The following is a 15,884-nucleotide window of genomic DNA, read 5'->3' on the forward strand; positions in this document are numbered from 1 at the left end:
TTCGCAGATGACGCGGACACCGGACCGCAGGCTCCGTCTCGGGGCTTTCCTGGTCGCGCCGGGCTATCACATAGCGTCCTGGCGCCACCCGCACGCCCACGCCGACGGCGGACTCGACTTCGGCCACTACCGCGATCTCGTGCGGACCGCCGAGCGCGGCCTGTTCGACATGGTGTTCCTCTCCGACGGGGTCGGCATCCGCATCCCGTTCCGGGACGCCGACGAACTGAGCCGGCAGGGCCGGATCGTGCAGTTCGAGCCGGTCTCGCTGCTGTCGGCGCTCGCCGTGCACACCACGCACATCGGACTGGCGGCCACCGCCTCCACCAGCTACAACGAGCCCTTCAACCTGGCACGGAAGTTCGCCTCCCTGGACCACCTGAGCGCGGGCCGGTCCGGCTGGAACGTGGTCACCTCCGTCACCGACGCCGAGGCCCGCAACTTCAACCTGGACCAGCAGCCCGAACACGCCGCCCGCTACCACCGCGCGCGCGAGTTCATGGAGGTCGTCACCGGCCTGTGGGACAGCTGGGAGGATGACGCCTTCCTCTACGACAAGGAGTCCGGCCGCTTCTTCGACCCCGAGAAGCTGCACATCCTCGGCCACGAGGGCGAGCACTTCACGGTCCGCGGCCCCCTCAACGTCGCCCGGCCGCCCCAGGGTTACCCGGTGATCGTGCAGGCCGGCGCCTCCGCGGACGGGCAGGACTTCGCCGCCCGCTGGGCCGAGGTCGTCTTCACCGCCGCCCAGGACGCCGGGCAGGCACGGGCGTTCTACCGGGGCATCAAGGAGCGGGCCGCCGGCTACGGCCGCGACCCCGGGCAGGTCAAGGTGCTGCCGGGCATCTTCCCGGTCGTCGGCCGCACCCGGGCGGAGGCCGAGGACAAGTACGCCACGCTGCAGGAGCTGGTCGACCCGGTCGTCGGTCTCGGACTGCTCAAGCTGCTGCTCGGGGACACGGACATCTCCGGGCACCCGGTGGACGGCCCGCTGCCCGAGCTGCCGCGCACCGAGGGCAGCACCAGCCGCCAGCAGCTCGTCTACGACAAGGCGCGCCGGGAGGGGCTGACGATCCGCGAGCTGTACCAGTCGATCTCCGGCGGGCGCGGCCACCGTATCGTCATCGGCACCCCTGAGAGCATCGCCGACGAACTGGAGGAGTGGTTCACGACCGGCGCGGCCGACGGCTTCAACATCATGCCCGCGGTCCTGCCCGACGGCCTCGACGACTTCGTCGCCCTGGTGGTGCCGGAGCTGCAGCGCAGGGGCCTGTTCCGGACGGAGTACGAGGGCACCACCCTGCGCGAGAACCTCGGCCTCGCCCGCCCGTCCTGGGGCGCGGCCCGAGCCACGCCCCCGTCACCGGCGCCCGCCGCCACCCCCGGCCCGTCGCCCACCCCGGCCGGCCCGACCACCGCGCCCGCCTCCACCGGGGTCCTCCCGGCCCCGCCCGCCCCCACCGGCGCGTCGAGCCCGGCGGCCCCGCCTGCCCGCGTCGGCGCATCCACCTCCGCCCCCGCCCCCGCGTCCGTGCGCACAGCCGCCGGCCGAACCGCCCCCAGCGCCGCCATCTCACCCACCGCCTCCACCGCCGACTAGGAGCATCCCCATGCCCTCCTTCGGTCGTTCGCTGACCGAAATCCCCCCGTCGCCGCTCGTCGCGGTCGAACGGCTGCTGCGGGCCCACGGGCACGAGGTGCCGGTCCGCCTGCACCAGGGGAAGACCGTCTTCCCGCCGTGTGCCGAGCCGCGCACCTGGGACCGCGCCGAGTTCGGGATCGCCCCGCACGAACACGCCCCGCCGGTCGGCGTGCCCGCGCTGCGCGAGCGGCTCGCCCAGACGGCGAGCGCCCGCCGGGGCCTCCCGGTCGACCCGGAGCGGATTCTCGTGACCGCCGGGGCGACCCACGCCATCGCCGTCGTCCTCCACGCGATCCTGAGCCCCGGGGACGACGTCCTCGTGCTGTCCCCGCAGTGGCTGTTCGCCACCGGCCTGGTCCACGCGGCGGGCGGTGTGCCGCGCGAGGTCCCGGTGTTCCTGGAGCTGTCCGAGGACGCCGGCTTCGACTTCGTCTCCGTCGTCGAGGCCGCCGTCGGCCCCCGCACCCGCGCGATCTACTTCAACAACCCCAACAACCCCACCGGTTACCGCCTCGACGAGGCGCAGCTGGCCGCTCTGACGGCTCTCGCCGAGCGGCACGACCTGTGGCTGATCGCCGACAACGCCTACGAGAACTACGACTTCTCGCCCGACGGCTTCACCGAGCCGGCCACGGTCGGCGCCGCCGACGCGCGCACCTTCTCGGTGCACTCGTGCAGCAAGACGTACGCCATGCCCGGCGCCCGCGCCGGATACCTGATCTCCCCGCCCGGCTGCACCGAGATCCTGACGAAGTGGTCGCTGCACACCCTGTACTCGGTGTCCACGGCCGCCCAGTTCGCCGCCTTCGAGGCGCTGGCCACCGCGCCGGAGGAGCTGGCCGCCCGCCGCCGTCTCGCCGCCCAGGCCCGCGACCTCGCCGACGGGGCCCTGGAGATCCCGCACACCCGCGTCGCCGGGGGCCTCTACACCTTCCTGGACCTGCGGGCCTACCGCGACGGCGACGGAGCCGGGTTCGTCCGCCGCTGCGCGGAGGAGGGGGTGGGGCTGGCGCCCGGCGAGGTCTTCGGGGCGCACTGCGCCGCCTGGGCCCGCCTCTGCTTCACCGCCGCGCCGCCGCAGGCCGTGCGGGAGGCCGTCGACCGCATCCACAAGGTCTACCAGGAGGGCGCCGCGTGACCGCCGACCTGACCGCGCCGCCCGTCGTCGGCGCGCTCGCGCCCTACCTGCGGCGCTACACCTCACCGGCCCAGCTCGGCCTGAAGATCAACGCCTACCGCGGCTACGAGATCGAGGGCCTGGCCGAGGCCCTGGCCGTCCCCGACCTGGCCGACAGCCCCGTCGAGTGCGTGATGGTGGGCGACTCGTACTTCATGACCCACCTGGGCCGGCCCGGGACCGTCATGTCCGGCGCGGCGGAACGCGACTGGGCGCTCACGACGATGGCCGGCCTGGTCGACGAGGTGCGCGACGCCCTGGACCGGCACTTCACGCCGGACCGGGTCCCGTTCCTGCTCGCCGACCTGCCCGACGGCGCCACCGCGAGCCCGGCCGCCGCCCGGCAGGCCGCGGCCCGGTTCCGCGCCGCGGGCGCCGACGCCGTGAAGATCGAGGTGGCGGGCGACTCCGAACTGGCGTGCGTCGAGGCCGTCGCCGCGACCGGCCTGCCCGTCCTCGCCCACCTCGGCTACACCCCCCAGCTCACCGCGCTGACCCGGCACGGCGACGCCGTCGACGACGCCCTCGGCCTGTTCGCCGAGGCCCGCCGGGCGCGGGACGCGGGGGCCTGCGGGCTGGTCGTGGAGATGGTCAGCGAGCCGGTCAACCAGGCGCTCAGCCGCCCGCACCCGGCCGGGCTGCCGCTGTACTCCGTGTTCAGCGGCCGGGCCCGCTGGGGCGGGCAGAGCCTCAACCTGTGGGACGCGGTGGTGCGCCCCGCCCGGCCCGGCCGCTACTTCCCGCCGACGCCCGTCCTGGACGCGGCCGACGTGCCCGCCGCCTACACCCCCGGCCTCATCGCCGACCGGATGCGGGAACTGGTCCGGCTCACCCTCGCGGGCTGGTTCCCGCTCTCCCCGCGTACCGCGCTGGGCGCCCAGCAGGCCGCGCGGATCGCCGACACCGATCCCTGGAGCGTGTCATGACCGTCACCGATCCGGCGCCCGCCGCCGCCCCGGCTGTCTTCGACGAATTGGAGTCCGCCGTACGGACGTACTGCCGGCGCTTCCCGGCCGTCTTCACCCGCGCCTCGGGCCATCTGATGTGGGACGAACAGGGCCGCGAATACGTCGACTTCCTGTCCGGCGCCGGCGCCCTGAACTACGGCCACAACCCGGCCGGGGCGAAGGCCGCCCTCGTCGAGTACCTGCTCGCCGACGGCCCCGCGCACGGCCTGGACCTGCACACCTCGGCCAAGGCCCGGTTCCTGGAGCGGTTCCGGGAGGTGGTCCTCGCCCCCCGCGGGCTCGACTACCGCGTCCAGTTCACCGGCCCGACCGGCACCAACGCCGTCGAGGCCGCCTTCAAGACGGCCCGCCGGGTCACCGGCCGCACCGACATCGTCGCCTTCACCGGCGGCTTCCACGGGCTCTCCCTCGGCGCGCTCGCCGCCTCCGCGACCGCCTTCAAGCGCGGCGCGGCCGGCGTGCCGCTCGGCCATGTCACGCGCATGCCGTACGAGGGCTACTTCGGCCCGGACACCGACACCGTGGACCACCTCACCCGGCTCCTGGACGACCCGGGCAGCGGCGTCGACAAGCCGGCCGCCGTGATCGTGGAGACCGTGCAGGGCGAGGGCGGGCTGGCCGTGGCGAGCCCCGGCTGGCTGCGCCGGCTCGCCGAGGCCGTCCGGGCGCGGGACATCCTGCTGATCGTCGACGACATCCAGGCGGGCTGCGGCCGTACCGGCACCTTCTTCAGCTTCGAGGACGCCGGCATCGTGCCCGACCTGGTCTGCCTGTCCAAGTCGGTCAGCGGCTACGGGATGCCGATGGCGCTCACCCTGATCCGCCCCGACCTGGACCGGCTCGGCCCCGGCGAGCACAGCGGCACCTTCCGCGGCAACAACCTGGCCTTCGTCACCGCCGCCGCCTGCCTGGAGCACTGGGCCGACCCGGAGTTCACGGCCCGGCTCCGCGCACACGCCACGGTCCTGGACGGCCTCCTCACCGAACTGGCCGCCCGGCACCCGGAACTGGGCTGTGCGCCGCGCGGCCGGGGCCTGATCCGCGGGCTCGCCTTCACCGACGACACCACAGCCGACCGGGTGTCCCGGGCCGCGTTCGAGCGGGGGCTGCTGGTGGAGACCTCCGGCGCCCGCGGCCAGGTCCTGAAACTCATGCCGCCCCTCGTCACCGGTGAGGAGGATCTGCGCCACGGCGTCCGCATCCTCGCCGGCGCCCTCGAATCGGTCTCGGCACAGTCCCCCCAGGAGGAACGACAGTGACCGTTCTGCACGAGCACACCGGCGACCGCGTCGACGCCGGGCAGGAGTACGGCCACATCGATGAGGCCGTGCTGCGCCGGATCGCGGACTCCTGGCCGCGCCGCGCGACCATCCGCACCGACCTCGACCGCATCTCCGAGCCCGAGGAGTACGACGAGGCGCTCCCCGACTACCCGGTACGGCTGCTGCCGTTCGCCGAGCACCCGCTGTTCCTCGCGGCCGGCCCGGAGCAGCGGCAGCGGGTGCTGACGATGGCCTGGCTCGTCTACAACGAGCGGGTCATCGCCGCCGAGGAGCACGTCGCCAACCCCACCTTCGCCATGATCATGCACGGCACGTTCCCGGGCGCCGACGGCGTCCACCTGAAACGGGCCGTGCAGCAGACCCATGTCGACGAGGTCTGGCACACGTACATGCACATGGTCGCCATGCAGCGCACCCGCGAGGTCCGGGCGGTGACCTCCGAGCCGTCGTACCCGCACACGGTCACCTACCGCCGGCTGCTGGAGGCCGACGCGCGCGCGACCGAGCGGTGGGAGCGCGACCTGCTCAAACTCGTGTGGACGACCGTCTCCGAGATCAGCGTCAACGCCTACCTGGAGCTGCTCTCCCGCGACGAGACCGTCCAGCCGCTGCACGCCCTCGTCCCCCGGCTGCACGCCCGCGACGAGTCCGCGCACTCCTCGGTCATGGTGGAGGTCGCCAAGGCGCTGTACCTCCACCTCAACGAGGAGCAGCGCCGGGCGTTCACCGCGTACCTGCCGAAGGCGCTGCTCGCCTTCGTGGAGCAGGACTTCGAGGTGTGGCCCGGTGTCCTGCGGCACGCGGGCATCGAGCGGGCGGACGAGATCGTCGCCGACTGCCGCGCCCGGAGCGGCAACGGCCTGCTGGTCCGCGACTTCTCCGGCATCCGGCGGATCGTCCGCGAGATGGAGCTGGAGGACCTCGTGGACTTCGACTTCGGATCGGACTGACATGCGGCTCAGCGGTCTTCCCGCGGGCGGCGGCCGCCTCGCCGCGGCCGCCCTGGTCCAGTCCCTCGGCATCGGCCTCTTCATGGCGTCCTCCATGGCGTTCTTCACCCGCCAGGTCGGACTGTCCGCGAACCAGGTCGGCGCGGGCCTGGCCGGCGCGGGGGCCGTGGCGCTCGCCGTGTCCCTGTACGGCGGTGAACTCGCCGACCGGTACGGGGCGCGGCGCGTGCTGGCCGAGCTGTACGCGGCCCGCGCGGTGTGCTGCGTGGTCTACGCGTTCGTCACGTCGTTCTGGCAGTTCCTGGCCGTCACCCTGTTCGCGGTGTGCGTGGACCGGGCCGCCCCTCCGGTGCTGCAGGCGCTGGTCGCCGGGTCGGTCCCCGACCAGCGGGACCGGACCCGGGTGCTGGCGGTGGTCAACGTGGTGCGCAACGTCGGGCTCGGCGCCGGTGCCATGGCCGCGGGGGCCGCGCTGGTCAGCGACACGCTGCTGGCCTACCAGCTCACCCTGTCGGCCATCGGCCTCGCCTTCCTCGGCGGTGCCGCGCTGGTGCTGCGGGTGACGGAGGCGGAGCGTCCCGCGGTGCGCGCGAAGCCCGCCTGGGCGCTGCCCGACCGGGGCTATCTCGCGCTGACCGGGCTGAACTTCCTGCTGATGTTCTTCGACACCCTGCTGCTCGTGGCCATGCCGGTGTGGGTGCTGGAGCACACGAACGCGCCCCGCATCACGGTGTCCGTGCTGTTCACGCTGAACACCGCGCTCGTCGTCGTCCTGCAGATCCCGGTCAGCCGGTTCGCCGACGGACTGCGCCGCACCAGCCGGCTGATGGCCGGCGCCGGGGCGGTGCTCGCCGTGGCGGGCCTGTGCTTCGCGGCGGCGGGCGGCGCGGGCGGCTGGGTCGCGGTGGGCTGGCTGGGCGCGGCCGTCGTCGCGCTGTCGCTGGGTGAGGTCATGGCCAACTCGGCGGGCTGGGAGCTGTCCATCGCCCTCGCGCCGGCCGAGGTGCGCGGCCGCTACCTGGCGGTGTTCAACCTCGGCCTGTCCGCCGAGCGGGTCCTCGGCCCGATCGTGGTCACCGGGCTGCTGCTGAGCGCGGGCACGGCCGGCTGGATCGGCGCCGCGGCGGTCTTCCTGCTGGCGGGCGTGACCGGCGAACGGGTCGCACTCGGCACGGGCACACGGGAGGCGGCGGAACCGGTGGAGGCATGAGGGGTGCCTGCGGCGGCTCGGGCGGGTGGACAACCCGACGGGCATACGGCCCACAGGCGGGTGGACAACGCGACGGGCATACGGCCCACGGGCGGGTGGACAGCCCGACGGGCATACGGCCCACGGGCGGGTGGCCCGGCGGACGGGTGGCCCACGGGCGGGTGGCCCGGCGGACGGGTGGCCCACAGGCGGGTGGCCCGGCGGACGGGTGGCCCACAGGCGGGTGGCCCGGCGGACGGGTGGCCCACAGGCGGGTGGCCCGGCGGACGGGTGGCCGACGAGCGGGTGGCTCACGGACAGGTGGCCCGACGCAGGCAGGTGGTCCGGCAGGCCGGTGACCGACGACCGGGTGCCCCAGGGAAAGTGGCCGCCGGGCAGACGAACGGCCCGACGGACGGGTGGCCGGGCACGACCGCGATCGTGCCCGGGGTGTACTGACGAGAGGAAAGGGTTCCAACCATGCGGGTGGGTTTCGCCGGACTCGGGGCCATGGGCGGCGGGATGTGCCGCCGGCTGGCCGACCGCGGATTCGAGGTGACCGTCTACGACATCGACGCCGACGTCCTGCGCCGGGCGGCGGAGCATCCCGGCGTCACCGCGGCGGCGGACGTGCCGGGGCTGGCCGCACCGGTCGTCGTCACGATGCTGCCGGACGGCGCCGCCGTACGACGGGTGGCCGACGCCCTGCTGCCCGCCCTGGAGCCCGGCGCGCTGATCCTGGACACCGGTTCCTCGGCCCCGGCCGACACCCTCGAACTCGCGCGCGTCGCCGCGAAGTCGGGCACGGCGGTGGTGGACGCCCCGGTCTCCGGGAGCCCCGCCGCCGCCCGCTCCGGCGAGCTGACGCTGATGGCCGCCGGGGACGAGGAGGCCCTCGACCGCGCCGAACCCGTGCTGTCCGCCCTCGGCCGGATCCACCGGGTCGGCCCCTCGGGCGCCGGGCACGCGCTGAAGGCGCTGAACAACCTGCTGTCGGCGGTGAACCTGGCCGCCGTAGCCGAAGTCATGCTCGCGGGACGGGCGTTCGGCCTGGAGCCCGCGGTCATGCTGGAGGTGATCAACGCCTCCACCGGCCGCAACCACGCCTCCCGGACCAAGCTGCCCGACCACGTGCTGCCGGGCACCTTCGACTCGGGGTTCGCGCTGCGCCTGATGCTGAAGGACATCCGCATCGCCGCCGGACTGCAGGCGGAGGCGGGCGGTCCCGCCCCCTTCGGCACCGCCTGCCGGGAGCTGTGGGAGCGGGCGGAGGCGGACCTTCCGCAGGGGGCCGACAACGTCGAGGTCGTGCGCTGGCTGGAACAGGCCGCGGGACGGGAGCTGCGGGGATGACCGGCACCAGGCGCATCGCGATCATCGGCGGCACTCCGGCCGCCCTGCGCAAGGCCCGCGCGGCGGGCTTCGAGGTGGTCTGGGTCCACCATCCCCGGGAACTGCCCGTCGGCGGCCTCGCCGAGGTGTCCGAGGCGCTGCTGACGGACTACAGGGAGCCGGCCGCCGTAGCCGAACTCCTGCGCGCGGTCCACGCCCGGCGCCCCGTCGAGCGGGTCGTGTCGATGATCGAGGACGGTCTGGAGACGGCCGCCACGGCGACCGACGCGCTCGGCCTGCCCGGCACCGGCACCGCCGTCGTCGGGCTCCTCCAGGACAAGCTCGCCTTCCGGTCCCTGCTGAACGCACGGTCCGTGGACCCGACGGCCGCCCGGATCGGCCACGGCGAGGAGGACCTGCGCACGTTCGTGGAGACGTACGGCCCCACGGTAGTCAAGCCGCGCTACGGCTCCGGAAGCATCGGCGTCCGCGTGGTGCACGGACCGGACGAAGTACCCGAAGTGGCCTCCTGGGCGGCCGGGTTCGGGCTGCACACCTTCCTGATGGAGGAGTACCTGCGGGGCCCGGAGATCAGCGTGGAGGCGTTCTCCTACGCCGGGCGCCACGTCGTCCTCGCGCACACCGCCAAGGAGACGCTCGACTCGCTGGTCGAGATCGCGCACGTCCAGCCCGCCGCCCTGACCCCGGAACTCACCGCGGCCGTAGACGATCTCGTCGTCCGCATGCTCGACGCGGTCGGCCTGCGGGACGGCCCGTCCCACACGGAGGTCAAGCTGACCCCGGACGGCCCCCGGCTCGTGGAGTCGCACAACCGGCGCGGCGGAGACCGCATCGCCGACCTCGCGGGCGAGGTGTACGGCATCGACATCGACGCGCTGGCCTGGCTCTGGTACGCGGGCCGGACCGAGCCGGTGGCCCCCGGTGAACCCCGGTGCGGTGCCGCGGTGCGCTTCCTGACCGCCGAGCCGGGCGTCGTCGAGGCCGTGACCGGGGCCGACGCCGTGCGCGCCGACCCGCACGTGGTCGACCTGCAGATCTCGGTGGGCCCCGGCGACACGGTGCACCCCATCGCCTGGTCCTACGACCGCTCGGGCCTCGTCATCGTGCGGGGTGCGGACGCCGACGACGCCCGGGAGCGGGCCGCCAAGCTGGCCGACGCGGTCGTGATCCGCACCACCCCGCACGAGGGGCCGCCGCCCGCCCGGTCCATCGCGGCGGTGGCGCCGCGCCCGGACCGGCTGCTCGGGCCGTCGGAGGTGAGCGGCTGATGGGCAAGCTGTACGAGGTGCTGACACCCGCGCTGCGGGCCTTCCTCGCCGAGGCGCCGGTGTTCTTCGTGGCCACGGCACCGCTCGCCGCCGACGGCAGGGTCAACGTCTCACCCAAGGGCGGCATGGACACCCTGACCGTGCTCGACGACACCACGGTCGCCTACCTCGACCTCATCGGCTCGGGCGCGGAGACCATCGCCCACCTGAGGGAGAACCGGCGCATCACCCTGATGTTCTGCTCCTTCACCGCCCGCCCCAAGACGCTCCGGCTCTACGGCGAGGGCCGCTGCGTCTTCCCCGGCGCCCCCGAATGGGACGCGCTCATCGGCCGCTTCGGCCCGCACCCCATCCCCCGCTCGATCGTCGTGGTCTCCCTCGACCGCATCACCGACTCCTGCGGCTTCACGGTCCCGGAGATGACCCTGGTCCGCGAACGCGACCTCCAGGACAAGTGGGGTGAGCGCAAGACCCCGCCCCAACTGGAGTCGTACATGCGCGAGAAGAACTCCCACAGCATCGACGGCCTGCCGGCCCGCCCGCACCAGGAGTCGGCCCCGATCACCTGACGCGCGCCGTCTCCGTCAGCTTGTCCTCGCGGCTCCCGCCGAACGCCGGGTGCGCCACCGGGTGACCAGCCACAGGACGTTGACGCCGCCCAGGACGAGCAGGACGGCCGCCGAGTCGGCGTTGCGGGCCAGGCTGTGCCCGGGGCCCAGCCCCCGGGCCGCGCGGATCAGCAGGGTGAGGTCGGCGGGCAGGGTGACGGCGGCCATGAACGCCAGGCAGGCGGCCGTACCGGCGACGAGGACGACGCTGTAGAGGCGTACGGCGCGCCGCTCGTGCGGGGGGAGGCGGGTGCTGGGATCGGGGGTGCCGGGGTGGCGGAGCCGGACCGGTGGGGGGAACAGGCGCCGGAAGCGGTGGCGGGCGTAGGCGAGGCCGTCGCCGTACAGGTTGCGGCAGCCGGTGAGGTCCTGGAGGACGAAGTAGAGGTCGGTACGGGTGAACACCATGAGCTGGAACGGCAACGGCATCAGGGCCACCAGCAGGGCGGCGGCCAGCAGCCGGTGGACCGTCCTCCCCGGACCTGCGGTGGCGAGGAGCAGGAGGATGCAGGAGGCGACGGACAGGTTCAGGGCGATTCCGGCGAGGTAGGCCGTCAGGCGGTGGCGGCGGGGCGCCAGTTCGATGCCGCTGATGTCGGTCTGCATGACCAGGAACTGCAGCCGGGTGCCGAGCCGCATCCGCCCCGGCACTCCGGCGGCGCGCGCGGTGGCCAGGTGCGCCAGCTCGTGCGCCAGCAGCAGCGTCCACCCGGCGGCCGCTCCGGTCAGCAGGACCAGGCTGCCGTGCCGGCTCCACAGCAGGTCGCGGTAGCCGGGAAGCAGGTCGGGGTGGCGGACCAGGGCCACGAGGGCGGCAGCCAGCAGCAGGCCGACGAGCACGGCAAGCGCCGGGTGGAGGGTGAACCGCACATGGCGTGGCCGCAGCCACGGCAGTGACGCGGGTGGCGGGTCGCCGTCCGGTACCGGGTGGTCCCCGATCCGCGCAACGAAGCCCAGGGCGGCCAGGTCCCTGACGAAGTCCGGGATCTCGAAGTCCTCACCGGTCTCCGCGCGCAGCGTCTCCGCCGTGCGTTCCACGCTGAGTCCCTCGCCGAGCAGCGCGACCGCGCGCGCTCCGGCCGCCGGCAGGGCGACGAAGGTCCGGCTGGCCATGCGGCCCACGATCCACTCGTCGTCCCGGTCCCGCCGTACCGCCAGGTCGTGCAGCAGGACACGGGTCGACGGCCCGATCGGGGGCTCGTCCCGGGCGGCGGCATCCGTCACGGCGGGTCCCCCGGTCCTGCGCGGAGGCTCCTCACGGGCGGCGGCATCCGTCACGGGCAGTCCCCCGGTCCGACCCGGAGGCTCATCACGGGCGGCAGCATCCGTCACGGCGGGTCCCCCGGTCCGGCGCGGAGGCTCCTCACGGGCGGCGGCGTCCGTCACGGCGGGTCCTCCGGTCCTGCGCGGAGGCTCGTCCCGGGCGGCGGCATCCGTCACGGGCAGTCCCCCGGTCCGACCCGGAGGCTCCTCACAGGCGGCGGCATCCGTCACGGCGGGTCCCCCGGTCCTGCGCTCACCGCCGGTCGCGGTCCGCAGGCGGGGCAGTCGGGGCGCCGGGGCGAGCGCTGCAGGACCGGGTCGCCGGGCACCATGAGGTTGAGCCCGGACCGGTAGCCGGGCTCGACCGGCGGGATGCCGCACAGCAGGGTGAGCGCGGCGTGGGCCAGCAGGCTGCCGGACAGGCCCGCGGTGACGGCGTTGACCGGGTTCCACGGCATGCGGGGCGAGGCGGCGTCCTCGTCCTGGCCGGGGGCGAGCCGCAGGTCGCGGCGCTCGATCTCGGCGCTGCGCAGACACTCCCAGCACGCGCCCCGGCCGGGCGCGAACACCCCGACGCTCACGAGCGGGCCGCGGTAGCCGGCCTCGGCCCACGGCGTGCCGGAGACGAGGCAGACCTGGTTGGCCCATCTGCGGATAGCGGGGGGCCGGTCGGCGGCCAGCAGCAGCACGTCGTACGACGCTCCGCCGCCGGACCCGGCGGTCGTACCGCCCGCCAGCAGGTGTTCGAGGTCTTCCGGCCGGCGCACCTCGCGCCGCTCGCCGGTGACGGTGGTGTCCGAGTTGAGTGCGCGCAACGCGGCCAGCGCGGCGTCGACCTTGGGCGTACCCAGGTCGTCCTCGCGGAAGAGAGTCTGCCGGTTGAGGTTGGACAGTTCGACGACGTCCGGTTCGACGCAGTGCACCAGCCCCACTCCGGAGGCCACCAGGTCGCGTGCGGCGGCCCCGCCGGTGCCGCCGACGCCGACCAGCAGCACCCGGGCCCGGCGCAGCCGCAGTTGCGGCTCCCAGGGGCTCTCCCGCGGCCGGAGATCCATCCAGCGCAGCAGGGTCATGCCCCTGCTGTACCGCTCGCGTTCCCGCTCGGTCAGTTCCGCCGGCGGCTCGGCACCGGCGTCCTCCACGTATCCGGCGAGGGTCAGGTCGGTCATCGCCTGGACGATGTCGGGGGCGGGCAGCCGCAGTTCGGGGTGGCGGCGGGACACCTCGGCGACGACGTCCTCGGTGCCGCGGGTGCCGTCCATGGCCTCGACCAGCGTCCACACCCAGCCGTCGGGGTCGGTGACCTCGGCGCCGATGCCGTAGACGACGCTGCCGATCCTGAGGTGGCCGTCGACCGTCCGGTAGGCCCGGTGTTCCGGTTTGATCCGGGGCCGCCGCATCGCGTGCACCGTCATCCGCGCGTCAATCCCGTCAGTCCCAACTCCCCCGGAACACCACCGACATTGACAACACTGACCGGAGGCGCGAACTCTGGCAAGAGCACGTCGGCCGACGCACGTCACCATCCGCCACCGGAAGGACACGGCATGCCGAACAAGATCGAGATCCGCCCGCTGGACAAGAAGGAGACCACCGGCGACAGCGGTGGCAACGGCGGTTCCTGACCGGCCGCGACCGGTGGACCGCTATCCCACGGTCGCGGAGGTCACCGACGCGGCGCGGCGGCTGGTCTCCCGGTTCCCCGGAACCGGCCGCCTGCGCCGCATCGGAACGTCCCGCGCCGGCCGTCCGCTCCTGATGCTGTCCGTGGGACACGGGCCCCGCCACATCCTGGTGGTCGCCCGGCCGCACTCCGACGAGCCGGTGGGCGGCGCGACGGCACTCGCCCTGGCGTCATTCCTGGCACAAGGCGCCACAGGGCCTCGGCCCTCCCCTGGTTCCCTCCGGCGTCATCCCTCCTCCGCGACCGACCTGACCCGAGTCACCTGGGACATCGTCCTGTGCCTGGACCCGGACGGCGCCGCACTGAGCGAGGGGATAGAGGAGGCGACGGCCCTCCCCACCCTGGAGCGCTACTACGGCACCGCGTTCCGCCCGGTCGCGGCGGAGCAGCCGGAGTGGGCGCCGATCGAGGGGCGTCAACTTCCGGAAACCCAGGCCCTGTTCGACATCATCGAGGAATTCCACCCGATCCTCCAGTGCTCGCTGCACAGCGTCGACGCGGGCGGCACCTGGATCCAGTCGACCCGCCACCTCCCCGGACTCGCCGCCCCCTTCGAGACCTCCGCCGACCGCCTGGGCATCCCGGTCCAGCACGGCACCTACGACGCCCTGTACTGGGAGAACCCCAGCCCCGGCATCCACGTCCTGCCCCCACCGGCCGGCATCGCCCGGCTGGCGGCCGGCTCCGAGAACATCGCCCGGTCCACCTGGTGCGCGCCGCAGAGGTACGGCGGCAGCACCGTGATCGTCGAAGTACCCCTGTGGGCGACGGACCGGGCCGCCGACCCGTCCCCCCACCCTGACCCGGCCCCCGCGCTGCGCGGCCTGTCGGCCCGGGTCAGGGACACCGGAGCACAGGTGACGGCCGTCTTCGACAAGGCACGCGACTTCCTGCCACCGGCCCGGGACGACGCACGCGTCCGGGTACTGGAGTGGATGGCCGACGACCTCTACGACCTCGTCGCCGACTCCTGGCACCCCCTGACCCACCAACCCCCCGCCCCGCACAACGTGACAACGGCCCAGATCTCCGCCCTGGACGTCGTGGCCCGCCGCCAGCCCCTCCGCGCGGCAGGCCTCCTCCTACGACTCCTGCGCACAGCGACCGACCCCGCGGCCCCCACCCTCCACCACACCCTGAACGCCCTCTTCACCACCTGGTGCACCGACTTCCACGACTCCCTCCACCTCCACTGGGTCCCGGTGTCCCACCAGGTCCGGCACCAGACCCGTACGGTGCTGGCGGCGGCGGAGAGCGCACTGGCCGGGCACGAAACCGGGACGTCAACCACAACGCTCCCACCTGCGAGGAAGAGCGATCGCCCTTGACGATGCGATGGCCCGGGCCTGGCCCAGTCGCTACGGTTGGTCCATGACCGCACTGCCCGACTGGATGCGCCCGCCGCGCGAGGAAGGCTGGTTCGCGGAGGACCTGGACCGCCTCCCCGAGGCACCCCGCCACACCGAGCTGATCGACGGAGCGCTTGTCTTCATGATGTCGCCGCAGAGGTGGTGGCACGGCCACGTCGTCACCATGCTCACCGTAGCCCTGATGGAGCAGGCGCCCGGCGATGTCCGGGTCGGCCGCGAGATGACCGTGAAGCTCGACGAACGAAACCGGCCCGAACCGGATCTGCTGTTGACGACGGCCGACTACGACGGCGACCGCACGTGGTTCACACCGGACGAGGTGCGGCTCGTGATCGAGGTCGTCTCCCCGGAGTCCGCGCACCGGGACCGCACGATCAAGCTCCGCAAGTACGCGGAGGCAGGCATCCCGCATTACTGGTGCGTCGAGGACGAGAGCGGCGCCCCCGTCGTCCACGTCTACGAACTCGACGAACCGACCCGCGCCTACGCGCCCGCCGGCATCTTCCGAGACACCCTGAAGCGCCCTGTGCCGTTCGAGATCAACCTCGACCTCGACAAGCTCGTCCCACAGCGGAACGACTAGAACCAGCTGCCCGCGTGAGACGTGCGAACCGTAAAGGCCGCCAGACCCGCTTCGCCGCGGGGCAGGCGGCCTTTTGCCGGGCGGGTCAGACGTTGAAGCGGAACTCCACCACAAGGCTGTGACCTGCGGAAATGCGGGCGCATCCCAGCACCATCCCAGCACGGGATGCGCGACAACGTACAAGAAGACCGAAGATCGCCAACGCTACCCGGAAGCGCCCGCCCATGCCTGAAGTCTGCGGAACTTCTACGAGCGCCGCATCAGGCTCGTGCCACCGCACCGAACCCCGCAGAGCAGCACAGCGCTCGCGCTCACTCGCGGTCTCCCTGGACGCCAGCGGCCAGCTCCGACGCCTGGCCGCCGCCCAGAATGCACGTCCAGACCTCGGGGCCGGCGCGAGCATCCACAGCTCCCGCATACGCCCGGTTTGGCGGGGCATAGTCAAAAGCTTCCGCGCTGTCGCAGGTCAGCCTGCATTGCTCAGCGAGTGGAGCAGGCGCCTCCTAAGCGCTTGGCCGCAGGTTCGAGTCCTGCCGGGGGCGCCCC

14 protein-coding genes and 1 tRNA gene are annotated in these 15,884 nt (G+C 73.7%); 13 read left to right on the forward strand and 2 right to left on the reverse strand.

All coding sequences use genetic code 11. The annotated features are described in order from the left end of the window. Nucleotides 1-7 precede the first annotated feature (7 nt). From DBP14_RS10825 to DBP14_RS10865, 9 genes are all read left to right on the forward strand, one after another. On the forward strand, nucleotides 8-1,600 hold the full coding sequence (locus DBP14_RS10825; RefSeq protein WP_129306966.1) for an LLM class flavin-dependent oxidoreductase: 1,593 nt from the start codon (nucleotides 8-10) through the stop codon (nucleotides 1,598-1,600). A 10-nt stretch (nucleotides 1,601-1,610) separates the two neighbouring features. Then, a complete protein-coding gene (locus DBP14_RS10830; RefSeq protein WP_129306968.1) occupies nucleotides 1,611-2,780 on the forward strand; it encodes a pyridoxal phosphate-dependent aminotransferase in 1,170 nt (389 codons plus the stop codon). After that, nucleotides 2,777-3,745 (forward strand): 3-methyl-2-oxobutanoate hydroxymethyltransferase, encoded by a 969-nt coding sequence (locus tag DBP14_RS10835; protein WP_129306970.1) that lies wholly within the window; start codon nucleotides 2,777-2,779, stop codon nucleotides 3,743-3,745. The genes DBP14_RS10830 and DBP14_RS10835 overlap by 4 nt, the downstream gene beginning before the upstream one ends. Beyond that, the gene (ectB, locus tag DBP14_RS10840) at nucleotides 3,742-5,046 is read left to right on the forward strand and encodes a diaminobutyrate--2-oxoglutarate transaminase (RefSeq protein ID WP_129306972.1); all 1,305 of its coding nucleotides are present in this window, start codon (nucleotides 3,742-3,744) and stop codon (nucleotides 5,044-5,046) included. Before DBP14_RS10835 ends, ectB begins: the two co-directional genes overlap by 4 nt. Further along, nucleotides 5,043-6,020, forward strand: coding sequence for a diiron oxygenase (locus DBP14_RS10845; RefSeq protein WP_241740862.1), 978 nt, complete (start codon nucleotides 5,043-5,045; stop codon nucleotides 6,018-6,020). The genes ectB and DBP14_RS10845 overlap by 4 nt, the downstream gene beginning before the upstream one ends. Nucleotide 6,021: 1 nt before the next feature. After that, nucleotides 6,022-7,230, forward strand: coding sequence for an MFS transporter (locus DBP14_RS10850; protein ID WP_129306974.1), 1,209 nt, complete (start codon nucleotides 6,022-6,024; stop codon nucleotides 7,228-7,230). 459 nt (nucleotides 7,231-7,689) lie between these two features. Beyond that, the gene (locus DBP14_RS10855; RefSeq protein WP_129306976.1) at nucleotides 7,690-8,562 is read left to right on the forward strand and encodes an NAD(P)-dependent oxidoreductase; all 873 of its coding nucleotides are present in this window, start codon (nucleotides 7,690-7,692) and stop codon (nucleotides 8,560-8,562) included. After that, complete coding sequence (locus DBP14_RS10860; RefSeq protein ID WP_129306978.1) at nucleotides 8,559-9,830, forward strand: ATP-grasp domain-containing protein; 1,272 nt, start codon at nucleotides 8,559-8,561, stop codon at nucleotides 9,828-9,830. The genes DBP14_RS10855 and DBP14_RS10860 overlap by 4 nt, the downstream gene beginning before the upstream one ends. Beyond that, on the forward strand, nucleotides 9,830-10,399 hold the full coding sequence (locus DBP14_RS10865; protein WP_129306980.1) for a pyridoxamine 5'-phosphate oxidase family protein: 570 nt from the start codon (nucleotides 9,830-9,832) through the stop codon (nucleotides 10,397-10,399). Before DBP14_RS10860 ends, DBP14_RS10865 begins: the two co-directional genes overlap by 1 nt. Before the next feature lie 15 nt (nucleotides 10,400-10,414). Here DBP14_RS10865 and DBP14_RS10870 read toward each other — a convergent pair whose 3' ends face one another. Together DBP14_RS10870 and DBP14_RS10875 are read right to left on the reverse strand one after the other, a co-directional pair. Next, nucleotides 10,415-11,662 (reverse strand): hypothetical protein, encoded by a 1,248-nt coding sequence (locus tag DBP14_RS10870; protein ID WP_129306982.1) that lies wholly within the window; start codon nucleotides 11,660-11,662, stop codon nucleotides 10,415-10,417. A 266-nt stretch (nucleotides 11,663-11,928) separates the two neighbouring features. Beyond that, entirely contained in the window at nucleotides 11,929-13,116 is a 1,188-nt protein-coding gene (locus DBP14_RS10875) for a ThiF family adenylyltransferase (protein ID WP_129306984.1), read from the reverse strand. A gap of 48 nt (nucleotides 13,117-13,164) precedes the next feature. Between DBP14_RS10875 and DBP14_RS35990 the strand changes: the two genes are divergently transcribed. From DBP14_RS35990 to DBP14_RS10890, 4 genes are all read left to right on the forward strand, one after another. Then, the gene (locus DBP14_RS35990; RefSeq protein WP_164992205.1) at nucleotides 13,165-13,326 is read left to right on the forward strand and encodes a hypothetical protein; all 162 of its coding nucleotides are present in this window, start codon (nucleotides 13,165-13,167) and stop codon (nucleotides 13,324-13,326) included. Nucleotides 13,327-13,339: 13 nt separating this feature from the next. Next, nucleotides 13,340-14,713, forward strand: coding sequence for a M14 family zinc carboxypeptidase (locus DBP14_RS10880; RefSeq protein WP_129306986.1), 1,374 nt, complete (start codon nucleotides 13,340-13,342; stop codon nucleotides 14,711-14,713). Between the two features lie 43 nt (nucleotides 14,714-14,756). Next, complete coding sequence (locus DBP14_RS10885) at nucleotides 14,757-15,338, forward strand: Uma2 family endonuclease (RefSeq protein ID WP_129306988.1); 582 nt, start codon at nucleotides 14,757-14,759, stop codon at nucleotides 15,336-15,338. 469 nt (nucleotides 15,339-15,807) lie between these two features. Next, nucleotides 15,808-15,880: transfer RNA gene (locus DBP14_RS10890), tRNA-Arg, on the forward strand. Nucleotides 15,881-15,884: the final 4 nt, after the last annotated feature.

The sequence above is a fragment of the Streptomyces sp. L2 genome (assembly GCF_004124325.1).
Classification (GTDB): Bacteria; Actinomycetota; Actinomycetes; order Streptomycetales; family Streptomycetaceae; genus Streptomyces.

Excerpts from the sequence above, each read along its gene's own strand:
- DBP14_RS10825 (WP_129306966.1), top strand. The coding sequence starts at position 8 with ATGACGCGGACACCGGACCGCAGGCTCCGTCTCGGGGCTTTCCTGGTC.
- DBP14_RS10830 (WP_129306968.1), top strand. The coding sequence starts at position 1,611 with ATGCCCTCCTTCGGTCGTTCGCTGACCGAAATCCCCCCGTCGCCGCTC.
- ectB (WP_129306972.1), top strand. The coding sequence starts at position 3,742 with ATGACCGTCACCGATCCGGCGCCCGCCGCCGCCCCGGCTGTCTTCGAC.
- DBP14_RS10850 (WP_129306974.1), top strand. The coding sequence starts at position 6,022 with ATGCGGCTCAGCGGTCTTCCCGCGGGCGGCGGCCGCCTCGCCGCGGCC.
- DBP14_RS10855 (WP_129306976.1), top strand. The coding sequence starts at position 7,690 with ATGCGGGTGGGTTTCGCCGGACTCGGGGCCATGGGCGGCGGGATGTGC.
- DBP14_RS10860 (WP_129306978.1), top strand. The coding sequence starts at position 8,559 with ATGACCGGCACCAGGCGCATCGCGATCATCGGCGGCACTCCGGCCGCC.
- DBP14_RS10865 (WP_129306980.1), top strand. The coding sequence starts at position 9,830 with ATGGGCAAGCTGTACGAGGTGCTGACACCCGCGCTGCGGGCCTTCCTC.
- DBP14_RS10875 (WP_129306984.1), bottom strand. The coding sequence starts at position 13,116 with ATGACGGTGCACGCGATGCGGCGGCCCCGGATCAAACCGGAACACCGG.
- DBP14_RS10885 (WP_129306988.1), top strand. The coding sequence starts at position 14,757 with ATGACCGCACTGCCCGACTGGATGCGCCCGCCGCGCGAGGAAGGCTGG.